A 20,519-nucleotide genomic window follows, 5' to 3' on the forward strand; every position below is an offset into this window, starting at 1 on the left:
TGCCTCTGCACAAATCCCCCAAATTTTTTTTAAAAATAATCAATAAACGTTGGAATGCCTACTGGTAGTACCGTCTCTAGTAGTGCAATTTCAATGGCATTGCCTTGTAAACGCTCGATTTTTTCTAAATAGCTCGGTCGTTTATAGCCTAGTAACATCGTGGCAAGTGTTTGAACCGTTAGCTGAATAGCATTTTCTGACTGTGTCTCACTTACCTTTTCAACTGCAACTTTTCCGTCGTGCTTCGTTATAACAAATGTACCATTATTCCATGCCACAATGCGATCACTAACAGCTAGTCTAAGCTGAAAATCATTTCCCGTGAATGGGTAGCGTAACAGAAATTCTTTTACGTCAACAATTCGTGCCATAAAATAAGGGGATACCTTTTGAATAATTTCACTATCCTCTAACAGGAAGGCAACGGCTTCATTGCCAGTTGTTTTACCATAGACGTTGTATATCATTGAGTTATGTGCTGAGACAAAATTCCATAAACCTTTACGCGCTTCTTCCTGCAAATAGACAATTTCATCGATGTAAAAATTTTCCTCCATAATACGGTAAAACATATAACCCTGTGGTATATCATCCTCATCATAATAAACTGCTGCCTGGAGGTTCACATCGCTATCGATAAATTTTTCTTCCCAAAAATCTTCCTGAAACTTTTCATTCCAAGCGATACTATTACGAACCATGACACCGTGCGTTTTCTTTGAATAATGCGCATAAATAGTCACAACGTCTTCATGTTTCGGATCGACACGACGGATTTTTCCATTTAGGCCCCCATAACGAGGAAGCTGCGTATCTTTGATTTGAAATTCCACAATATCACTCATAATTTCCCAACCCCTTTTTCGGTAATAAGGGATAGAATATGGAAATAAATAGGAGATGCATTGTCCTTCGTTTCGCAACCGCTCTAGGCTCTCAATAATAAGGCTCTCCATCAAACCATGCCCAGAATATTCAGGGTACGTTCCAACAGCAGTGATGCCTCCCATTTCATAAATCCTACCATGAACGTTTACCTCAAAAGGTAGGCATAAAATTTGAGATACTAGATGTGAGCCATCGAACCAACCAATCGCATGTCCTTCATTAAATTGCTTACTTTTGGCATTCACAAAGCGACGATCCTTATGAATGGACATGGACATTTGAAAAACATAATTAAGCAAATCTATAAACTGTGCCATTTCATCTAATCGAATTTCTCGCATAACTAAGCCTTTACGTTGATTCATGATTCTCTCTCCTCATCAAATAACTCTGAAAAAATGGTTTCCGGTGCATTTAAAAAACGCTTCGTAACAATGTAATGTATAGTATCCTCATAACGAATAGCTTCAATCTCCCCATTATCAATAACTATAGATTGTAGCATTTGGATAGCCAAGTAAAATAGGTGAATGTGTGGCGATAATAAATTGTGCCTCATGCTCTAAATCTTTGATAATTTTGAGTAGGCTTAGCTGTCTCGTTGGTGACAACGCCGCTTCTGGCTCATCCAATAAATAAATTGCCTTGCCTTTGAAGCGATGCATAAATAGTGATAAAAAGGACTCACCATGTGATTGATGATGTAACGACTTCCCTCCAAAAGCAGTATACTTATTTGGATGACCATCTAACAAATCAATATGACTCGCAAATTGATAAAACGTTTCAGAACGTAGAAAAAAGCCATTTGAAACCTTCGGCCACCAAGATAAACGGATGAATTCTCCAAGTGCAGATTCCGCTTTATGTACTTCATATAAATTTTGACGGCCGCCCCCCGCTGTATTAAAATCACAGCGATCAGCTATAGCCTCCAATAGGGTTGATTTCCCAGAGCCATTTTCCCCTACAAAGAAGGTAACGTTCGTAGGAAACTCTAGCTCCTGTAAATCCTGCAAACTTGGTATATTAAAGGGATATTGATCTTTCACTGCTATTTCTCCCTGTAATACCTTACATGACTTTAAATACATTTCGTTTCCTCCCTTACTACTATTATAACTTGCCTACGCTTTTTTCCAAACATAAGCCACGCATCGCTTTAAAGGAAATCAATGATCATAAAAAAACAAAGGCCGAAAAATCAAAACATTAGTACAAATCATAAACTCATCATTGAACTTGACCTATAACAATACCTAATCCCTAGGTACAAAAACTATATTATGAGCATTAAAAACACCGTTGTAACTACAAATATCTATGAAATATTTCCCGAGAAATAAATAAAAAATATGTCGAAAGTTGCAATAAAAAATAATAAAATTATGCCATAATATAGCGATTTACAAAAAATAATGAAATAGCATAATCAGACTCACTCCCATTTTGAACTGCTATTTTTCCCGCTACAGCTAATATTAATTTAGTACTTGCAATAAATGTGCCTATAACATAATCTGTTAATTCCGAAAATAGCTTCCCTTAGATTCCGTATATTTTGTTTTTGAATCTTTATTACAACTCCCCATTTTTCTATCCCCTGATGTAAAACGGGTGATAGAGGGGTTATTCCTTGAAAAAGCTGAGATAATGACCGTAGAAGATTGTCTACATCAATTTCCCAAATAAATATACCACCTTATGGTTTGGGATGCCCAATTCAGTCAACTCTTATTTTTTAGCGTCAAAAAAAATAGACAAACCGAAATTCTCAGTTTGTCTACATTATTAGTAGTTTTACTCTAAAGCTTTGGAAATAAAATTAAACATATAAGAGTTCATCTTAGGTCCTCCATTCATCGGGTTCCCATTAATAACAAATGAACCTCTATGAACGCCTATAATTTGATTATCAGTGTTTATTAATGCTGAACCCGATTGTCCTGGTGCGGTATCAATTGTATAAAAGGCTACAGATGCATCTTCTCTAGTAATATTTCCTCTCGTACCAAATTGAGAAATTTCACCACTCGCCTGCATTAAATCTCCCGGATAACCATAAATACCGATATTTTGATTAAGAAGATTATTCACCTGTTTGATCCCAAGAGTTCCTGCAACATCTCCCGCCTGTTTATTGTCTTTTGATACATCCAAAACAAGAATAGCGAAGTCTTCAGAGCTCGAACCAGTTGAAGCCCAATTAGCAGCGACATAATAATCATTAACTTTATAAGAACCAAATAATCCAACACTATTACTTACGCCAGGGTAAACCTTTGCACTAGTTATAGTTTCTTTTGTTTCTGGGTTTATAACACAATGTCCATTTGTTAAAACTTTATTTTTGCCAACTAAAGAACCTGTACAAGAACCACCTTTTCCATCAGGCCAATTTATTTCAATATACGTAATTGCACTATATGGCAATTCTTTAGTATTCTCTACTTTTTTTCTACTATCGTCACCGATGACAATCCGTGGTGATATTTGTAAAGGTCCTCTAGCAGTAGAATCATTAATAACAACTGGTGGTGGTGTAATATCGATAAACGAGTTACCTTCCATTATTGAATCAATCTGGATGGGCGAAGTTTCTCCTGAACCTTGAACACTTGGTATTTCATTAATTAATGGCGAATTACTAACATTAAACTCCTCATATTTAATGATTTCACCTTTCGAGTTTACCATGTCATAAGGATGTGACATTTTACTTGGATCAAATGAAAATTCACCTAAAGACTCATCTGCAAAAACATTCATTGGCACTAATAAAAAGATAAGCATAAAGAACAACCTAATAGTAATTTTTTTCATTTTATTCCTCCCTTTGGTTTAAGTCTATTTATAGTTTAATAGAAATGAGAGGGAAAATAAAGATAAAATTTTAAAAATTGGTAAAATATAAATAATTCTGAATATAACTAAAAATTTAGTGATCTTTTTATTCATTTCACTCTAAATGTTCTAGATTTTAAGCTCTTATCATACATTGAGTAAAACCTTCCCCTTGCTAATTATCCTCATAAACCCCTGTCTCTTTTACATTACATACTAGCAATAATAAAGGAAGGTTTTTTTCTAGGCTCAATAAAACATTTATAAGGAGAAGGATTATGTTTGTAACTCATTTCTATGAAAACAAGACGTCCGTTTTAAGTCAGCTGCTCGTAAATTTACCTTCTGTCGAAGAGAACATTAAAATTAAAGGACGTAAAGCTAAAGTTGTTCAGATTGTTCAAATAGACGACAACAACTATCAGGTAAGTATCATTTTTGAAAAAATAGCTAAAAAACAACCATTAAAAGAAATTGGCAAGAAAAAGAGATAGCTCTTCCCTATTCACCTTCGACGCTATCATTTAATGATAGCGTTTTAACTTTAAAAAAGCGGGAATCGAACTATAAGAGAAAAATACACTGCGAATTATTCTCAACGATAAAATGCCTTCAAGAAAAGCATTTGACTTTTTAATTGATAACAATTATCATTATCGATAGATTATTTCTTACTCCGAAATGCTTAGTTCAGCATCCCCCTATTTTTTGAAATAAGCATGTATCAAACGGATATTCTTACATCAGACTAAGAATATCTTTTTTTTAACTTTTTTCAGCAGATGTTAAGAAGTTTAATTCTCCGACGGATGTTTAATTAATTGGAGAGATTTACATAAATAAAGGAGCTGTTTTACATGGATTATCGTATTGAAAAAGACACTATGGGTGAAATTAAAGTACCTGCAGATAAAATTTGGGGTGCTCAAACGCAGCGCAGTAAAGAAAATTTCCAAATCGGAACAGAACAAATGCCTATTGAGCTAGTTCAAGCAATGACCATTTTAAAGAAAAGTGCTGCGATGGCCAATAATAAATTAGGTAAGCTTTCATATATAAAAGCACATGCGATTGTGCAAGCAGCAGACGAAATTTTAAAGGGTCAATGGGACGATCAATTCCCTCTTGTAGTTTGGCAAACTGGTAGTGGTACACAGTCAAATATGAATGTCAATGAGGTAATTGCTCACCGTGCAAACCAACTTTTACAAAATGTTGGCGAGGCTGAACGCATCCATCCAAACGATGATGTCAATAAATCTCAAAGCTCAAACGATACCTTCCCAACGGCTTTGCATATTGCTGCAGTGTTAAAAGTTGAAGATTATTTACTGCCGCGACTACGCTTACTAAAAGAAACACTTGATAACAAAGCAGAAAAATTTAAAGATATTATTAAAATTGGTCGTACACATTTACAAGACGCTACACCTTTAACTTTAGGTCAAGAAATCAGTGGCTGGGTAGCAATGCTTGCTAAATCTGAGCAAATGATTGTCCAAAATATTGAATATATGAAGGAATTAGCGATTGGTGGAACAGCAGTTGGTACGGGTATTAACGCACATCCCGAATTCGGTGAGCGTGTAGCAGCGGAAATAAGCCAATTAACAGGAAAACATTTTACTTCAGCTGCAAATAAATTCCATGCACTGACGAGTCATGATGAAGCTGTTGTCGCACATGGCGCATTAAAGGCTCTTGCAGCTGACTTAATGAAAATTGCCAATGATGTTCGCTGGTTAGCGAGTGGTCCTCGTTCTGGTATTGGTGAAATAACGATTCCAGAAAACGAGCCAGGCTCATCTATTATGCCTGGTAAAGTAAATCCAACTCAAAGCGAAGCGATGACCATGGTTGTTACACAAGTTGTTGGTAATGATGCAACAATTGCCTTTGCCGCTTCCCAAGGTAATTTTGAGCTAAATGTCTTCAAACCAGTCATTATCTATAATTTTTTACAATCAACTCGTCTACTAGCAGACACAATGAAATCATTTAATGATCATTGCGCTGTCGGTATCGAGCCAAATAAAGAAGTACTTAACCATAATTTACAAAATTCACTAATGCTCGTAACTGCATTAAACCCTTATATCGGTTATGAAAATGCGGCAAAAATTGCGAAGAAGGCCCATAAAGATGGCACAACATTAAAAGAAGCAGCGATTGCATCTGGTTTACTAACAGAGGAACAGTTCGATGAATATGTGGACCCTGCAACGATGATTTATCCAAATGTAAAATAACAGGCGTGCAAGTTAATCACATAGCACCTTCAAAACATTGATATATCAACGTTTTTAGATAAGGCGTTCAAATATGTACTTAGCAGGTTGGTGTATATTACTGCATGTTTTTGGGGCTAATTGGGGCTAATAAATACGGCGGGCGTGTGTACAGGAATGCGTGTGTGAGAAAGATTGGAGCTATTTGCTTCAATCTTTTTTTGTACGTGATGAAATATAAAAAAAGCACCCTTAATTGAGAGTGCTAATTTTTAGTAATTATTTTTCCGTATTGTCTATTTAAAAAATCAATAATGCTATGAAACGTTTCATATAACGTTTTCCCTTGAAGATTTTTCACGTATACTTCACGAGCCATATTATATTTAGGGTCAAAAGGAATATCTTTTAGGTCCAACCACACATTCTGCACTAACACACAATCTATATCATCTGTTTTTATAAAAGGACTATACCTCCTTCCTAGAAGTATTATTCATCGTCATTATACTTTTACTATTCCACCACCGTCTCATATTTAAATAAAAAGCCACAACTCATTTAGAGCGTGACTTCTTCAAAACCTTCTAATATTCACTTTTCAAAATTGATAATATGGCAAGATCAATATACTTCCCGTTTTCAAATTCATGTTGTCTCAAAACACCTTCTTGACAAAAATTTAATTTCTCCAACAATCTTATAGATGATGTATTTTCTGGTTCTACTTTTGCCTCGATCTTATTAATTCCCATTGACGTAAAGGCAAAATGGATTATGCTACTTAAAGCCTCTTGCATAATACCCTTTCCCCAATATTCAGGTTTTAAATCATATCCAATTTCTATTCGGTTATGTTCATTTTCATAATTCAAATAACCACATGTTCCAATCACTTTTTGGGTTTTAGTTTCTTCGATTACCCATCTTAAACCTGTCTTTTCTTTGAAAATTTTATCATACCAATTTATTTCATATATTGCATCTTCTATTGAAGTAAATAATGTTAATGGAATATACTTAACTACATTTTCATCAGAATAAAGCATAAAAATATCTTGGGCATCATCAACTATTCCTTTTCGTAGGATAAAGCGTTCCGTTTCCAATTTAGGGAAATCTTCAAAATTGAACTCCATATTCATAATAACTCTCCTTTTATTTCAAATTGATACGCATATTATGAACCTTAACATTATGTGAGGGTCAAATTAATTTAAATAATAACAAAAGTAAGACTAAAATGAAGTTTATACATTTACTAATAAAGTTACAAAGCCACATCTTGTTAGATGTGACTTGATTCATTAAGTCAAGAAAATATAAACCTCAACAGTATTAAGTTCTTCTAAATAAACAAAATCTCGCCTTTCCACTTTGTAAATTAAATTTTCCAATCCTACTTTATCCCCTACAATAGGCAATACAGGTATCGTGTTAGTAAACGTTTTAATATGACATTTACCGTTTGCCTCGCAAAAGGTTATAGATAACTTTTTCATGGGCATTCACTCCTTCTACACTAATCATATTGTAGTTGGATACCAATAATACAAAGAGACTACCAATTCAGTAACCTCTCAAGCTTGTTTCTTCACAAGACGTACAAGCGAACGTCTATATGCTTGTTTGTGAAATACACGTACAAACGTGCTTATATTTGTAAGGCAATTTGTTTAAGCATTTCCGTGCGCTTGTTGATACTCCTATAATATCTCGATTATTCAATAGGTTCTATAATTTAATTACAACTTAACATTACATTAAGTTAGATTTGGAATAATATCCACATATTGTTCAGTAGTCTAATTCACCACATTTAATTTCTATTAATTTCCAATCAATTATATGGTATAATAATCCATAAAAAAGGAGAATTAGATAATGAATTCGACGACAATGGATATCGGTATGGGTATTGGACTCACTATATTACCTATTCTTTCACTATTACATTTCCTTATTCCATTTGTATTGTAATTTGGTATATATTTATATCCATTAATTTACAGAAGGAACGGAACAAGATTCTAAGAGATATATCTGATAAGTTAAATAAGTGATGTAATTAGATGGGAACTCTCCATCTTTTTTCACTGCACATTTTCTTTCAATCACCCATTTACACTCTCCGCATATTTATACTTAACCATTTTCATAATCTGCGCGTGCTTGTTATAAATGTAATTCGGACTTTTATCTAATTCATCTGTAATGGATATAAGTGTTTTGCCTTCCACATGATGTTTATATAGTATATGGTTATCCAATCCTCTAAATGTATTAATTAGTTTTTCATATCTTCCAAATCATTCATTTTATTCGCTAATTCTTGTTCAGCAGTTTCGATAATTTCTTCCAATTGAGCCCCATGACTTTCGGAAGTTAATTTAACTTTTGTTAAATCACCATGTACCCAGCGTTTCAATTCCTTCTTGCTACGTTCGAGTTTAAATTCAATGTCTGCAATTTCATCTTCTAATTTTTGATAGTTTTTTAACCACTCATAATGCATGTGCAGCACCTACCTTGTTTCATTGTTACTCTAAATAGCCACTGACATATCATGTAGCATATTTTTTTCAATTAAACCCACTGACTAAACACCTAGATTGGGGCTAATGCTTCAATCTTTTTTTGTTGGTCAATTATAAGAAAAGTTAACTTACATAAAAAATAGCACTGTTTGGCACAGTGCATTTCTAGCTACATTAGATAACCCTTCAAAGATAATTATGGAAGGTAGCTTTATTTTCAAAATAACTACAGTTAGCACAATGATAATCTTTATTTATAAATATAGCATTGTTCATATTTGACCAAGGAATATGTTCAGAACATCTCTCGCAATTATCCACATACTTATCACGTAAAATACCATCCTCTAAAAAGACATACCATTGTTTATCCGATAAAATTTCAGGCCCATTTTTTATGACAAGCAACGATATTTCTAACACTTCACCATCGTCAAATCTATTCTCGCTAATTAGTTCTTTCAAATATGAAATAAATTCAGATAATTCTCTCAATATTCTCTGTTTAAGCTGATCCCTTTGCATAAAACCTCTCCTTTTTCCATCTACTTCAATTCGACAAAAGGAAAGGATTCCCTTCTTTTTTACAATAAAATTAACACTGGTTTATGTTCACCGTATTTAGCCATCCAAAATAAAAAACACCTGCCGTAGTAAGTGCTTATTTTATAACTTTTCTTTATTCGCATTTTGTTGAGACACCATTTCTTTACGTTTTTGTTCTTCTAATTCTCTTTTATAGATACGGGGTGCTGATGTTTTCATAAAGAAAGCATGCATACGCTGTTGAGTTTCAATAGATGGTATGGTTTTCAATTACATTCCCTCCTTCCCCTCAATTCTTTTTCTTTCTACCTATGAAGTGTGGATAGTATCACCCACATATTGAATGACCTCATCCCCAAACTTTTTTATGGCTTTTGTACCAGCACCTCAGGCCTATTTTGATGCATATTTTTCTATTTACTTCACTCCATAAAAATAGTCACATTAGATAAACAAATTTTAATCTGTCTACCTAATTGGGAGCATTTCATTTCGAGTAACCGGGCTTTAAATTTATTTATGTAAAGCAAAATTAAGCAAGATAATATTCACACATATCTCAATTTCTATATTCCTCTCTAGTAATTGATCTTCTTTAAAATCTATAAGTTCTTTTTCTGCTACATTTATAATTTTGGACAAACTTTCTGTTGTTATCTCGTATTCCACTAACAAACTATTCAATATTGACTTTACCCTATCTTTAGCATTAAAATCATCAAAACCAAAATTCAACATTGTTAATTTATACTCAATCTCTTCAAATTTTTCATTTGTGATGCTAATTGAATCTTTCATTATATTTTCTATGTCATTTATGGGTATATCAAACATTTTAGAGAGTTGTTGAAGTTGTAAATTAAATTTTTTAATTAACTCTTGAAATTGATCTCTAAAATAATCAGATTGGGTCGGACCATTAGTGAGAAAAGATATTTCTTCTTTTTTCTGATTTTCATCCATTCTATTTCACCTCTACTTTATTTTAGTGAAAATATTTATATGTTGTTATGAACAAAGTGTATAAATTTTTTAGCGGTGTAATATCTACAATGGATAATATGGTTTGTCGCAAAAACAAATTTCTGAAAAAGCGGATCTATTTTCATTGTACAATATGTCGGTCATGCTTTGCGTCAACAATAACTGGTGCTGTTACTTCAGCAGATAATCAAGTACCCTCTAAGATAGATACTAAAAAAGTCTCTCTTAAAGGGTACCTTTATTTACAATACATAAAAACAAGATGGCTTTGTAAATTCGTAATTACTTATCTACAACTTGTTTTAATACATTCACTGGAATCCAATGTGTGAACTCGTTATTGTCATCTTTTTTCCAAGTTACATTTAGATAACCATTAATTTCAAGACCTTGTGAATACAAAATACTACCCTTTTTCAATGTACTTATCGTTGCAGATCCTTTAATTGGATCGAGATTAAAATCTGTATCTTTTGTTAGCTCAAAACGCACGCCTATTTCGCTTCTTTTCGACCCAGAGATTTTAAGATCTGTACCAGGATAATGTATACACTCTTTAGAACTAACATCATTGGGACCGCAATACGAAATTATTTGTCCATTATTTGTAAAAGAAAAACCCGGGTTGGTTCTTTCATTGAACCACATTCCGTAAGTTGCGGTATTACTATCACGATTAATAAAGATATAAGTTGGATTGTTATAGAAAGATGAACGAATTTTTATTGGTACTTCTTTGAAAACTACCAAATCCGTTGCTTGTATTCGATATTGCCCCATCTGGTAAAATGTTTTGCCATCATATTTTTCAATATCATACGTTCTAAAGAAATTATTTCGCTTGACCACTAACGAATCAAACGTACCATTTGGATTTTTCTTGTACACCTTGATGTCTTTTTTAAAGGTCATTTTTCCGGTTTGGTCTTTTACAACCTCTGCTCCATCATACATCACTTTCGCTTCGGATTTTGTTGGATGTACTACTGCAAATACAAATGCTGTTAGTAACACCATAAAAAATTTTTTCATGATTCTCCTCCTACTTAGCTTTATTTTAAATAACACTTTCCAATAAGCATTATATACCAATATATTCTAATATTTTGGATCATCACCAAAACGTGTGGTTGATTTCCGTTCCGACTGGGCGCTTTGTTGCTGCCGCTACGTTAGCACTACGCTTTCGCACAGAGCAAAGCTTCCTGTGGGCGTCCGATGAGCCGCTTCGCTTCGCTGCAGGGTCTCATCTGTGACGCTGTGATCTGATCCCCGAGGAGTCGCCCAGTCGGAACGAAGGTCAACTATTTATATAGTAGACGTTTCAACAAAAGTCGTTCTCAAATTTTGGCGTCCAATTAATATTTTACCAAAAATATAATGTCCTACCAATAGAAATATACAAAAAAAGATTGAGACTAACATGTATCAAAGGCTTTTTCAATTCATCACTATTCTTTTGTAAATGAGCGATATTAGTCCCCTATTTTTAACTAGACATGACACTAGTTAATGTTTTATTATAAATCGATTAGAGAATATCAGCTGATTAAAAAATTGTAGAGGGGTGTTCCTTGATGACAAATAGCAAAATGAATTTAAAGGTTGATGAATTTTTAAGTAAAGCTAAAAAGTGGCAGGAAGAATATTCGGCGTTGAGAAATATCGTTCTTGATTGTGAATTGACTGAAGAATTTAAATGGATGCATCCTTGTTACACGCTTGGGAAAAAAAACATCGTGTTAATACATGGTTTTAAAGATTATTGTGCGCTTCTGTTTCATAAAGGAGCCTTGTTAAAGGATGCCCACGGGATTCTAATTCAACAGACTGAAAATGTACAGGCGGCGCGCCAAATTCGTTTCACCAACGTTCAAGAAATAGTTGGCATGGAAACTATTATAAAAGATTATATTCTTGAAGCCATCGAAGTTGAAAAAGCAGGTTTAGAAGTGCCCATGAAAGAGCATAAGGAATACATAATTCCTGAAGAACTTCACAATAAATTCAATGAAATGCCTACCTTAAAAACTGCTTTTGAAGATTTGACGCCAGGACGACAAAGAGCATACATTCTACATTTCTCTCAACCTAAACAATCCAAAACTCGCGTGTCAAGAATTGAAAAATACACGCAACACATTCTTGATGGTAAAGGATTAAATGATTAGTTTATTCATGGGAAAATAAATAACACTGTTATAAAAATGGTCGAAGCAAATTGCTTCGATCTTTTTTATTTCGGCTGTTCTAGAAATCCAAAGAACAAAAGAGACTACCTTCGTTGATAGTCTCCATTTTAAATAATAACATTATTTAACATCTTAAACCAAACAGTCTTACTCCTCCCAGAACAATTCATCTAGGGTTTTATTTAACGTTTTGCATATCGCAATACATAAATTCAAAGTCGGGTTGTATTTACCTAATTCAATTAAACCGATTGTTTGCCTAGTGACCCCCACTTTTTCAGCCAATTCACCTTGTGATAAATCATGTTCAATTCGAGCCATTTTTAAGCGTATGTTTTTCACATTGATCACCACTATCTTCATCTTCTAACATTCTTTGAATAACTCGATCACTTTTCTTTTTAGCAAGCCCATAAAATAAGAGTAAAATTCCGGCAATAAATGTTGAATACAATAACAGTGATACAAAAAATACCAAAAAGAAAAAATATATTGCTTGTGGAGTACTTTCTGCATAGTTGAATGCACTGTTAATACCCATAATAATTGCAATAATCATGCCAATAGCAACACCGAAAATAATAAATTTAGTACTTAATTTAAATTTACTTGTACTATCGTGAATCTCTACTTCATCAGTAAATATGCCGAGATAGGCTGCTCTGCCACAATAATAAACAGCTGAGAATAATATAATCAACCGTTCTGTAAATACATTTTCTGAGGACACTCCCTCTGTTATGAATTTTATTAGGATCGATATTAAACATATTACAATGACAAAGAAAAAAATCTCCTTGTAAATTTTATTTTGCTGATTTTTAATTCGTTCATCGACGTGTTTACTTTTCCAAAACATCCATATTTCCCTCCCTTTATTTTATGATTTTAATTATACAGAATATTCGTCTTTTTGCAATATATATATTGCAAAAAGTTAATTATACCTTTCATCAATAAAATGATACCCTTTTTGCGTGCGTCTCCCAGACGTTGGTTTTACAAAAGACAAAACAAAAAACCACTCATTTATGGAGTGGTCATTTTTATTATCTTTATCAAGTTTTAAGCTTTCGATCTATCAGTTAAACCTAAAGTCAATATGCTCGATCGGCCAACAGACGATACTTGTTGTACCCATTATTTTTCCTTTAGGGATGAAACCTAACTCAGGATTTCTACTATCATTACTTACACGACGATTATCACCTAATACAAAGTAGTGCCCTTCAGGTACGGTAGTTTCACCTAAGTCTTGTTCTAACGTAAAATCATATGTAAGTAACCCAGGATCTTTTAAATCCTTCTTGTACTGATCTAAATAATGTTCACTGTACTTTTCTCCGTTTATGTATAATTGATCATCCTTATACTCGATTTTATCTCCTGGTAGACCAATGATACGTTTAATAATATTTTTTTCTTCATTGTCTATCATAATGTTATTAATAACGACAATGTCAAATCGATCAATTGACTTAAATTTCGGACCGATTTTATTAACAATAACACGATCGCTTTCTTCCAGTGTCGGTTCCATAGAAGCACCTTTTACGAGTACTGGCGTAAATAAAAACTGCTTGATTAAAAATGCCACCAATAAAGCGAATGCAATTGCTTTTACCCATTCAACAAACTCATTTGTCTGTTTTCCCTGTATTTCTTCTCCCAAAATTCCACCTCCTAGTATTTCTCTTAATTAATACGTAAAAAAAGGAAAATAGTTTCAATTTTCTGTTCAAAATGATTATATTTATTTGAAACTCAATTACAAACAAAGGTCAAAAAAGCCATTTTATACGTTTAACGACGATATCCATTCCTTTAATCACTGTCGCTATCAGAAACGATTAAACGGCCAGAGCCTTTTAAAATTCAAAGCTCAAGCCGCATAATTCATATTTATTATTAAATTCCCCATAGTATCTCCCAAAATTTTAATCTTTGTTTATACTAGTCGACACCATGGCTCTATATAAGTATTTTTGTTTTCTAAAGAAGATGCAATACTAAAAGTTTGATTGAATGAACTATCAAGTAGAAAATTGAAGATTCCATATGCTTTTTCTTTTGGAATTCTCATTTTTAAATTGAACGCTCTAAAACTTCATCAAAAAACTACCTATCATTTTCTTTTATATTCCCGATTTTTTCCACAGGCAACTTTTATAAGGCTCTGTTAAATTGTAAATGACGATATTTGATACCTGTCCGAAATCTTAGTATAATCGGTACAAGAACAAGCATTCGGAAGATTGTAAGTATGAGCAAAGCGTTTAATTACTTATTGTAGCTTGTATGGGAGTTGTTATGAAATATTAAAGAGTTCTTGCTTTCTTCATTTAAGATACTTTTGACAGCTTGCATTTACAGAAATTCAATATTCTGTAAATTAAATTGGAATGGTTGGTGAAATCATTTGAACCTTACTAAGAATAACGGTTATGAATTTCTTGATTTTATCAGTATAAAAGAAGAAGAAATGAATTCCTACAAACCCATTGCAGGCTCTTTTGCAGTGTTAAATTGTTCAGGAAAATATCTTATGTGCTATAACACTTGAAGAGAACAATGGGAGTTACCCGCAGGACAAAGGGAAGAAAATGAAACGCCAAAGGAATGTGCTATTAGAGAACTTTATGAGGAAACAGGACAAATCGTAAAAGATTTAGATTTTACGGGCTTACTAAAAGTGAAAAACCTATCCCACGGTAACGTAAAGTATAATCCTGTTTATTTTTCTTTCATTGAAAAACTACAACCATTTCTGAAGAACTTTGAAACGTCTGAAATAAAGTTATGGGATTTAAAAGAGAAGATTGGATGCATTGACGAAGTTGATGTTAAAGTATTCGTTAAGTAGCACTGTTTTATATTTTTTTTTTAAAATCAACATCGTACTTTAACAGAGCCTAAAAAAAACAAATAATCATCTGGATGATTGAACTTATATAATGTAGGATGCTTTACATACTCTTCAAAAAGCCATCTCATAGCTTTTGTAAACCATTCAATACCTAGTCAGTCTGTATCATAGCGTAGCAATGTGCTTTCAATTTTATAAAACTGAAGATGAACCAAATAAGGACATAAAAAAGCCCTCTACAGAAGATGTGGAAGGCAATAGAAAAATTTATTTACAATAAGCACTTCTCTCGGCGTATTTTCCTCTTAATACAGAGTTCCAACACTTCTACCGCCGTCATTCTCCCAACGATCAATGTCCCAAACAACATCAACATCTTCCCAGCCGTCATGTATTTCTCCGTTAGGAAGGGTACCATTTCTTATTATAGAAATAACACATCATCCTTTTTAATAATATTTCATGTTTCTATATTATGTAATGTTATTTGTTTTGTTCATCGCCAAATATGGGGGTGTGAAAAGGATTCGTCTCTTTTTTGTTTTTTGTACTTAACCTACATTCAAAAGGATTACTTTTAAGTCTTAGAGTATCTGTTGCAACTGGATCAATGATATGAATTTTTATAGCTAATAGAATTTTCCCATAAAGTTAAGGTAGCAAATCGTTAAGGTAGTTAAACTAACTGATATGTTTTTCCTGGAAGAAAGGATACTGTTCATGAATAAATAAAGAGGCTTATAAACGTTGAAAATGTACAAAAGTGTTTGTTTAACCAAGTACATTTGTGATTCCCTTTGTTTTTACAACTATACAGGGAGTGGCGAGCATGATAGCCTCGACCGGTTAGCCGCCATTGATATAGCTGGTTTCTAGGCTAGCGAATCATGCGAGTAGAGGCTCCGTGTCAAGTTGTAATTATTCACGCACTTGTATAGAATCGCACATGATTATACGAGCAAAAATGTACATTGTTATTTTGACATTTACATTTTGACTCTTCTATCCACGATTTTGGCTCTTCTATCCATGATTTTGGCTTTACTATCCATGACTTTGCTCTTCTATCCACGATTTTTACTCTTCTATCCATGATTTTGACTCTTCTATCCACGATTCTGATTGTTCTATCCACGATTTTGGCTCTTCTATCCATGACTCTGCTCTTCTATCCACGATTTTTACTCTTTTATCCATGACTTTGACTCTTCTATCCACGATTTTGACTCTTCTATCCATGATTTTGATATAAACGCTGAAATAAATATGTACAAGAATGCTTGTTTAACCAAGTATATTTTTGATTCCCTTTGTATATTACAACTTTACAGAGAGTGGCGAGCATGATAGCCCCGACCGGTTAGCCACCATTGATTTAGCTGGTTTCTAGGCTAGCGAATCATGCGAGTAGAGGCTCCGTGTCAAGTTGTAATTATTCACGCACATGTATAGAAACATAGTTAATCAGCGAAAGTGTACATGATTAGACTAGCAAAAATGTACATTGTTATTTTGACATTTACAGAGGCTGGAACAAAAGGTTTTAAGCAACTAGAAAAGCCGAACTATAAAAAAATGCTAAAATAGCATTCTACATTAGTTCGGCTTTTTGTATTCAAATAAATAAAAAGTGAATTTTACCACTCGGCTTGGACACAGTTAAATTAGGTATGTCTCAGCCTCTTTATAAGAAAGAGTGCAAGCTTTGAGGGGCTAATAAGATAGAAACTTTCGTTTTATATTTTTCCAACCTAAAAATTCTTTTATATATTCAGCAGGTGTTATGACAAGTAAACTTTTAAATTCTTTGTAATAATGTGAAGGATCATAGTAACCATATCGAACTATAATACTGTCAATTCTTTAAGGGAAACTTAGTAAGGCATAAAAAAGAGGATAGCGGAAATGCTACCCATCTTGTTTTAATTAGCTTTCGGCAATACCGTAAGCAAGTAATAAAATATACCCGATGATACAGATTGCAATAATGTTAAATATTATTAGTAGCCATTTTAATAAACCTTTTTTTGCTTTGAATCCTAAAAAAGCTCCTAATAATGGGAACAAAAACATTAAAAGAATATAAGGTTTACCTAATGCTCCTAACGACACTCCATTCCACATTGTAAAAAACATAACAACGAAGATTACTAAAGTAGTAAGTGAAAGAACACTATATTTATTAATTCGGGTTCACCACCCTAAAAGTTGGTTTATATTCCTAATTTATCATATTCAAACCTTTATACAATGACCATTTAATTCCTTTTACGTCATTATAGTATCACAATATTACTTTTTGACTTAAAAGCTCCAAAGTTTACGAAAACAGCCTCAATAAAAAGACCATCAAAAATGATGGTCCTACTTCACAAACTAACACACAATCATTAATAAACAAAGGACATGATAGCTTCTTTAATTTTTTTGTTCCATAATATTTCTAACAAACAATTGCTTATTTTTATGAGCAATTGTACTTACAATCGCAAGTAATAGCCCTGAAATAACGAATACAATTCTAATTCCTAACAAATCTGCTAATAGTCCCATAATAAGAGAGCCAACGCCAAATATCCCAGTTCCGATAGCACCTAACGAGGTATAAACAGTTGATAACTGTTCTTTTGGCACACTAGTTTGTATAACCGTTTGTTGAGGAATTTTTTTTATTTGTCCAAAAAGCCCTACACAGAGAGATAAAAGTAAGGAAATGATTGGAATGCTGTTTAGGCTAAATAATATTGTGAATAAAAAACTTGTGAATGAACCGAAAAAAATAAAGGTTCCTATTTTCTTTTCAATAAATGAAGAAAATTTAATACAATAAGCACTTCCTAAAATAAGTCCTAAAAAGTTAGCTCCATTGATAAATCCCCACCATTTTTCATCAACGTTCAAAGCATCGTTGACAAACACATATAAAATAGCAGCTATCCAAACTGTTGCAGCAATTGTTTCCAAAAATTCTATCCAAGCAATCCTTCTTAATACCGGAGTGTTAGATAAAGTTTTCCACCCCTCTTTAATCTTTTCTAGTTTCCCTTTTAACTTTGTAGTTTCATAGATTACACTTTCTAAAAGGCAAAGTAATATGCTTGCAATTACAAATAAACATCCAACGAACCAAATAAGTTGTTGAGAACTTATAATAATTAGCAATGAACTTCCTACGAACCACATACATGCTTGTATGACCTGCGTAATAGTTTCTGAAATTCCATTAGCTTGAATTAGATGTTCCGGTTTAACATAGAATGGAGTCAATGTCTGTCGTATTGGATCTGCACATCCGTCAAAAAAAGCAATCAATCCTATTATTAAAAAGATAGAATAATAATTAGCTACTGTTAAATCAATTAACATAAACCCTAGAATAAAGAGTAAAATTGTCTTTACAATTTGTGACCCAGCAAGTACCCATTTAAGATTTAATTTCTCAACAAAAAGAGGTGTCAGCAGACTGGATATAAACATAGAAGAAGCAATTGTAAATGGCACAAACGATGCTGCAATGGCAGAACCTGTTAATACAAAAATTGTACTTATAACACTGACTATATATAATACATCGCCTATATTAGCGAGTGACTGACCCAATAGTAATAAAGAAAAGTTTCTATTCAAATTCATATTATATATCCCCCAATTTTTCATTCTAATTTTGGCTTAATAGGGGAATATTAGATTGGACTATTCATTAAAATTTGACTCCTATCATATATCGGACAAATCTGGGGGACGTAGATTTATCACAAGTTTTGTATCATCAATAAATACTTATTTGAATCATAGCATTGTTTCAAATTTATTACATAAATACCCATCTATTATTTTTTTACGATTTCTTTATTTTTATTCAGTATTTCTAAAAATAAAAGAATCAACAATCTTTTAGAAAACAACCTATATCTTTTATTACTTAGAAGTTTAAGAAATAGGCTTTATTGTACAATTAATAACTGATATAAGCTTCTTTTAATTTACTGCGACATTAGATTGATTTAATTGTTGTAGAAAATAGGGTCATCTGTGGTAAAAAAGAGGATAGGTAGAGCTAATTCATTTAAGTACTTCTTTCTTTTTAATTTCTATTCATATAATGTGTGACATTAATAGTTTCAGCCTATAACTTTACTTTTAATAAAACCTATTTACTTAGCTGCTGGTTTATTTTATTAATTATGCCTTTATTCTTCCCATAACAATTGTATTATAATAGTTGCCATCTGAAAGGAGTTTATCATTTTTTAAGACGCCTTCAACTTCAAAGCCAAGCTTTTTATAGAGCAAAATAGCTTTGTCATTTGTCTCTACAACATTCAAGGCCATTTTTTTTATGTCATTCGTGTCAGCCCACTCAATTGATGCTTTTAGGAAGTTTTTTCCTATCCCATAACGCCAAAATTCTTTTAAAACACCTACACCAAACTCTACTTTATGAGCAAATCTTTTTAATGGAAACCCCTCACATCTAGAAAATCCGACAATGCGATTATCAACTACTGCTACTAAACACAAATTCCTTGGACTTATCGTGTCTTCCTTTATGATTTTTTCAAATCCTGTCGTATCGATAAAGCCTTCCCCTTGTTCTCTATCGAAGTTTTCCGTCTCTCCATCAAGTTGTAGCCTCAGATCTGATAATGCTTGAGCATCTTCTATATTGGCAGATCTAATTGTATAATGAAGTTCATTTATAGTAAATTCTTGGCTGTTTATGCGCATTATTGAAACCTCTTTTACTTAGTTTTAAAGATAGTACTTGGCTCAATGTTTACGAATCGATTGTGCCAAACGGACTCGTGGTGCTTGATAATTTGCTGTGCGTTTAATACATGACTATCTAGGGTGGTATGTGCACCTTCCACTAAAATATTATGATGGTATCCATGACTATAGGCATTTCGGATAGTCGTATCAAGACAAAATTCTGTTTGAGCACCAGCGAAAATAAGCTGCTCAATTTGTTGTTCCTGTAAGTATTGCGCTAATTCTGTTTGATAGAATGCATCCCACGTTGTTTTTTGAATTACTTTATCATCTGGTTGTCGTAGAAGTCCGTGATATAGATCCCAGCCTGGTTTGCCAAACGCAAAATCGTCATCTTTATTTGAATCCGTATGCTGGATAAAAATAATTGGAACTTCGCTGTGCCGTGCCCAAGTTATTAACATATTAATGTTTTCTATTACTTTTTCGTAATCAAATAAGTAGTTTTCACTATCCAAAAAAAATGCTTCCTGCATATCCACTATCATTAATGCCTGCTTCATATAGTTCTCCTTTTGGAATCTGACTTTAATTCTTTTATTGTACAAATAACTTTTTTCCATTTAAAGAGAATTATGAAAAGAGAGGGAGATTTCCATTTTAGATGAACTTGTTCAGGTGGGTGACTGATGAGCCACTTGAGGAGACACGATGTTGGTAT

The 20,519-nt window shown here is 33.1% G+C and carries 18 protein-coding genes and 3 pseudogenes; 4 read left to right on the forward strand and 17 right to left on the reverse strand.

Translation table 11 applies throughout. From position 1 onward, the window contains the following. Positions 1-29: 29 nt before the first annotated feature. The 3 genes and pseudogenes from C7Y47_RS05150 to C7Y47_RS05160 all read right to left on the reverse strand — a co-directional run bounded on the left by C7Y47_RS05150 (position 30) and on the right by C7Y47_RS05160 (position 3,711). Entirely contained in the window at positions 30-1,253 is a 1,224-nt protein-coding gene (locus tag C7Y47_RS05150) for a GNAT family N-acetyltransferase (protein WP_142507781.1), read from the reverse strand. After that, positions 1,250-1,982 (reverse strand): annotated as a pseudogene (locus C7Y47_RS05155) (AAA family ATPase). Before C7Y47_RS05155 ends, C7Y47_RS05150 begins: the two are co-directional and overlap by 4 nt. Before the next feature lie 706 nt (positions 1,983-2,688). After that, positions 2,689-3,711 (reverse strand): trypsin-like serine peptidase, encoded by a 1,023-nt coding sequence (locus tag C7Y47_RS05160; protein WP_142507782.1) that lies wholly within the window; start codon positions 3,709-3,711, stop codon positions 2,689-2,691. Between the two features lie 299 nt (positions 3,712-4,010). On the opposite strand from C7Y47_RS05160, the gene C7Y47_RS05165 reads away from it, so the two are divergent. Beyond that, positions 4,011-4,226, forward strand: coding sequence for a hypothetical protein (locus C7Y47_RS05165; RefSeq protein WP_142507783.1), 216 nt, complete (start codon positions 4,011-4,013; stop codon positions 4,224-4,226). 363 nt (positions 4,227-4,589) lie between these two features. Next, a complete protein-coding gene (gene fumC, locus C7Y47_RS05170; RefSeq protein WP_142507784.1) occupies positions 4,590-5,981 on the forward strand; it encodes a class II fumarate hydratase in 1,392 nt (463 codons plus the stop codon). A 566-nt stretch (positions 5,982-6,547) separates the two neighbouring features. Here the strand turns inward: fumC and C7Y47_RS05175 are convergent. The 7 genes and pseudogenes from C7Y47_RS05175 to C7Y47_RS05200 form a co-directional block, all read right to left on the reverse strand. After that, entirely contained in the window at positions 6,548-7,105 is a 558-nt protein-coding gene (locus tag C7Y47_RS05175; protein ID WP_142507785.1) for a GNAT family N-acetyltransferase, read from the reverse strand. Positions 7,106-7,267: 162 nt separating this feature from the next. Beyond that, a complete protein-coding gene (locus C7Y47_RS05180; protein WP_142507786.1) occupies positions 7,268-7,462 on the reverse strand; it encodes a hypothetical protein in 195 nt (64 codons plus the stop codon). Positions 7,463-8,074: 612 nt separating this feature from the next. Then, positions 8,075-8,475: pseudogene (locus C7Y47_RS05185) on the reverse strand (hypothetical protein). A gap of 208 nt (positions 8,476-8,683) precedes the next feature. Continuing rightward, positions 8,684-9,022, reverse strand: coding sequence for a hypothetical protein (locus tag C7Y47_RS05190; RefSeq protein ID WP_142507787.1), 339 nt, complete (start codon positions 9,020-9,022; stop codon positions 8,684-8,686). Positions 9,023-9,163: 141 nt separating this feature from the next. Next, positions 9,164-9,313: a hypothetical protein gene (locus C7Y47_RS24825; RefSeq protein ID WP_185903415.1), complete on the reverse strand. Its 150-nt coding sequence runs from the start codon at positions 9,311-9,313 to the stop codon at positions 9,164-9,166. A 243-nt stretch (positions 9,314-9,556) separates the two neighbouring features. Continuing rightward, a complete protein-coding gene (locus C7Y47_RS05195; protein ID WP_142507788.1) occupies positions 9,557-10,006 on the reverse strand; it encodes an HTH domain-containing protein in 450 nt (149 codons plus the stop codon). A gap of 303 nt (positions 10,007-10,309) precedes the next feature. Further along, positions 10,310-11,059 (reverse strand): hypothetical protein, encoded by a 750-nt coding sequence (locus tag C7Y47_RS05200; protein WP_142507789.1) that lies wholly within the window; start codon positions 11,057-11,059, stop codon positions 10,310-10,312. Positions 11,060-11,604: 545 nt separating this feature from the next. On the opposite strand from C7Y47_RS05200, the gene C7Y47_RS05205 reads away from it, so the two are divergent. Next, a complete protein-coding gene (locus C7Y47_RS05205; RefSeq protein ID WP_142507790.1) occupies positions 11,605-12,198 on the forward strand; it encodes a YdeI/OmpD-associated family protein in 594 nt (197 codons plus the stop codon). A gap of 168 nt (positions 12,199-12,366) precedes the next feature. Here the strand turns inward: C7Y47_RS05205 and C7Y47_RS05210 are convergent, their stop codons facing one another. The 3 genes from C7Y47_RS05210 to lepB all read right to left on the reverse strand — a co-directional run bounded on the left by C7Y47_RS05210 (position 12,367) and on the right by lepB (position 13,891). Next, positions 12,367-12,561: a helix-turn-helix transcriptional regulator gene (locus C7Y47_RS05210; RefSeq protein ID WP_053482180.1), complete on the reverse strand. Its 195-nt coding sequence runs from the start codon at positions 12,559-12,561 to the stop codon at positions 12,367-12,369. Then, the gene (locus C7Y47_RS05215; RefSeq protein ID WP_142507791.1) at positions 12,527-13,078 is read right to left on the reverse strand and encodes a DUF6773 family protein; all 552 of its coding nucleotides are present in this window, start codon (positions 13,076-13,078) and stop codon (positions 12,527-12,529) included. Before C7Y47_RS05215 ends, C7Y47_RS05210 begins: the two co-directional genes overlap by 35 nt. Positions 13,079-13,300: 222 nt before the next feature. Next, positions 13,301-13,891 (reverse strand): signal peptidase I, encoded by a 591-nt coding sequence (gene lepB, locus C7Y47_RS05220; protein WP_305067638.1) that lies wholly within the window; start codon positions 13,889-13,891, stop codon positions 13,301-13,303. Positions 13,892-14,797: 906 nt separating this feature from the next. Here lepB and C7Y47_RS25450 point away from each other — a divergent pair. Next, positions 14,798-15,082, forward strand: a pseudogene (locus tag C7Y47_RS25450) (NUDIX domain-containing protein); the annotation flags it as partial. A gap of 1,929 nt (positions 15,083-17,011) precedes the next feature. On the opposite strand, the gene C7Y47_RS05230 reads toward C7Y47_RS25450, so the two are convergent. The 4 genes from C7Y47_RS05230 to C7Y47_RS05245 form a co-directional block, all read right to left on the reverse strand. Further along, positions 17,012-17,197: a hypothetical protein gene (locus C7Y47_RS05230; RefSeq protein WP_255505014.1), complete on the reverse strand. Its 186-nt coding sequence runs from the start codon at positions 17,195-17,197 to the stop codon at positions 17,012-17,014. Positions 17,198-17,503: 306 nt separating this feature from the next. Then, on the reverse strand, positions 17,504-18,718 hold the full coding sequence (locus C7Y47_RS05235; protein WP_142507793.1) for an MFS transporter: 1,215 nt from the start codon (positions 18,716-18,718) through the stop codon (positions 17,504-17,506). 549 nt (positions 18,719-19,267) lie between these two features. Further along, positions 19,268-19,813: a GNAT family N-acetyltransferase gene (locus C7Y47_RS05240; protein ID WP_142507794.1), complete on the reverse strand. Its 546-nt coding sequence runs from the start codon at positions 19,811-19,813 to the stop codon at positions 19,268-19,270. Between the two features lie 14 nt (positions 19,814-19,827). Then, entirely contained in the window at positions 19,828-20,361 is a 534-nt protein-coding gene (locus tag C7Y47_RS05245) for a cysteine hydrolase family protein (protein ID WP_142507795.1), read from the reverse strand. Between the last annotated feature and the right edge of the window lie 158 nt (positions 20,362-20,519).

The organism is Lysinibacillus sphaericus, assembly GCF_006864135.1.
Taxonomy (GTDB): Bacteria; Bacillota; Bacilli; order Bacillales_A; family Planococcaceae; genus Lysinibacillus.